2 protein-coding genes are annotated in these 2787 nt (G+C 56.5%); both read left to right on the top strand.

From position 1 onward, the window contains the following. Positions 1-111 precede the first annotated feature (111 nt). The gene (gene istA / locus VJ464_30470; GenBank protein ID HKQ09485.1) at positions 112-1755 is read left to right on the top strand and encodes an IS21 family transposase; all 1644 of its coding nucleotides are present in this window, start codon (positions 112-114) and stop codon (positions 1753-1755) included. Next, entirely contained in the window at positions 1752-2492 is a 741-nt protein-coding gene (gene istB / locus VJ464_30475; protein ID HKQ09486.1) for an IS21-like element helper ATPase IstB, read from the top strand. Before istA ends, istB begins: the two co-directional genes overlap by 4 nt. The last annotated feature ends 295 nt before the right edge of the window (positions 2493-2787 follow it).

Genomic DNA, 2787 nt, shown 5'->3' on the forward strand with positions numbered 1-2787 from the left:
CCTCGGTGAACACCCAAAAGCGGCCATTCATGAACACCGCAAAACCGGCCATAGAGAAGTAGTCGCGCAGGGACGTTGACGACGCTGGGAAGCAAAGTAGCTTCCAGCGCCATGAGCAACGTATTGAGCGACGATAAACGACAACAAATAATCGCCTTAGGTCGACTGGGCTGGTCCTTACGACGGATCGAGCAAGCCACGGGTGTGCGCCGTGAGACGGCCAGCGCATATCTAAAGGCCGCCGGCATCAGTGTGCGACGTCCAGGTAAGCGGGGACGAGGGGCAAAACCGGCCATCGAGGTGTTCACCGACTCTGACCCGGGAAAAGCGGTCAATCCTCCAGCTAATAAGGTTGAAGTTTCAAAACCGGCCATAGAGGTGTTCACCGACTCTGGTGGCACTAAAGCGGCCACTACGCCCTCCGCCCACACCAACAAAGCGCTGACCCTGAGCAGTTGCGAGCCCTATCGCGAGTTCATTCAGCAGTCCTTAGCACGTGGCCGCAATGCCATGGCCATTTGGCAAGACCTGGTGAGTGATTATGGCTTTGGGCACAGCTATCAATGCGTTAGACGCTTCGTTAGCAAACTCTACCCGCCCGAGTTGCAGCCCGCAGCGCGGGCCGTGATCGTTACCGCACCCGGTGAGGAAGCACAGGTGGATTACGGTACTGGCCCCTGGGTCCGCGATCCAGAAAGCGGCAAGTATCGGCGTACCCGACTGTTTGTGATGACCCTGGGTTACAGTCGCAAGTGCGTGCGCCTGTTGGTGTTTCGTTCCAGCGCGCGGGTCTGGGCCGAACTTCATGAAAAAGCGTTTCGCCGCCTTGGTGGCAGTGTGCGCGTCGTGGTGCTCGACAATCTGAAAGAGGGCGTGCTGAAGCCGGATATTTACGATCCCACCCTCAACCCCCTCTATCGTGATGTGTTGGCCCATTATGGCGCAGTCGCCTTGCCGTGTCGCGTCAATGATCCGGATCGCAAAGGGAAAGTTGAAGCTGGCGTGGGCCATGCCAAGAAGACGCCACTCAAAGGGCAGCGTTTCGAGAGTCTGGCAGCGGCCCAGGCTTATCTCGATCACTGGGAAACACGTTGGGCTGACACTCGTATTCACGGTACTACCAAACGACAAGTGGCGGCGATGTTTGCCGAAGAGCGACCACACTTGTTGCCACTACCACTGGAACCCTTCCGCTTTTATGAATACGGGCAACGTGTAGTGAACCTCGACGGCTGCGTGGAAGTGGCAGCGGCTTACTACAGTGCACCGCCAGGCTGGATCGGACGCCGCGTGCCGGTGCAATGGGATGGACTTTATGTCCGGTTATTGCATCCGCAAACCGGTCAACTGTTGCGCGAACACCTGCGCCAGAAACGCGGTTGGCATCGCATTCAGGAAGAGGATCGTTCACCACGCACTCCACCTTCCACCGTGCAGTTACTGAACCGTGCCAGTCGGGCCGGCAGTAGCATCGGCAAGCTGTGTCAGGCGATTCATCAACGACAAGGCCAGGTTGGCGTGCGGCGCATCCTCGGGGTGCTCAATTTAGCGAAGCGCTTTGGCGCAGCGGTGGTTGAAGAAGCTTGTAGCGAAGCACTCGAAGTAGGCGTGCATGAGTATCACTTTGTGCGGCGCTATCTGGAGCGGCAGCCGGCGCTGCCTCTCACGCTGCAGCAAGTTGATCCCCTGATTCGCGAACTGCAGCAGTATCGCGATGTCATTCAGCTAAGACTAAAGGAGTCGGAACCGTCATGAATCTGATCGAGTTGAACCAGGCGTTACGACAATTGCGACTTGGGGGCATGGCTGCCGTGCTCGAGACCCGACTGCATCAGGCCCAGGCTGAAGCCATGGCGCCTATTGATCTGCTCTCTTGTCTGGTAACAGATGAACTTACCAGGCGGGGCGACCGCTTACTGGAACGGCGGCGCAAACAGGCCGGCTTTCGTGAACCACTTAAGACACTCGACAACTTCGACTTCAACTTCAACAAGATGAATCGCAGTCTGATCTTTGAACTCGCTACAGCCAACTTTATAGGACGCCGTGAAGATGCTCTGTTTCTAGGACCCGCTGGTTCAGGCAAGAGTCATATTGCGCAAGCCATCGGCCAGGCCGCCATTCAGCAAGGCTATCGCGTGCTCTATCGAGAGACGTATAGGCTGTTGGATGAACTGGCTGAAGCAACCATTGACGGCATGCGCAAAGAGTTCATTGAATCAGTGGTCGCCTGGCCCCTTCTGATCATCGACGATCTCGGCATGCGTAAGTTGCCACTGACAGCGGCTGAAGATCTGTTGGAGATAATCATGCGTCGTTATGAACGCGCCAGTACCCTGGTTACTTCCAATCGCCCCGTGGAAGATTGGGGCAAACTGCTGGGCGATGCAGCAGCGGTAAGCGCCATGCTCGATCGCTTGCTGCATCACGGGCACGTGCTGAGGTTTGGCCCACGCAGCTGGCGCACCAAGACGGAGCTCGCGCCGGCGTAGGTTGTGGAAACTGCCGCGCCGTGGAAACCGTGGAAAACGAACCGCATGGTTTCCACTGTTCCCACCGCGCTTGGAAAACTCGGCAAACTACGCACGAGTTTCCCACAGTTCCCACAACCTCTACGGCTGGATATCTAGATGGGAAGAAAAGACAAAAACAAAACCCGTTAACGGGTGAAGCAAATTCCTATGGACAAGCTACTAATGAAGCAGTAAAACCCATTCGTCCCGGCTAACTCTCTATGGCCGGTTTTGCGGTGTTCATGAATGGCCGGTTTTCAGGTGTTCACCGAGG

It is taken from the genome of Blastocatellia bacterium (genome assembly GCA_035275065.1).
In the GTDB taxonomy this organism is placed as follows: Bacteria; Acidobacteriota; Blastocatellia; order UBA7656; family UBA7656; genus DATENM01.

Excerpts from the sequence above, each read along its gene's own strand:
- istA (HKQ09485.1), top strand. The coding sequence starts at position 112 with ATGAGCAACGTATTGAGCGACGATAAACGACAACAAATAATCGCCTTA.
- istB (HKQ09486.1), top strand. The coding sequence starts at position 1,752 with ATGAATCTGATCGAGTTGAACCAGGCGTTACGACAATTGCGACTTGGG.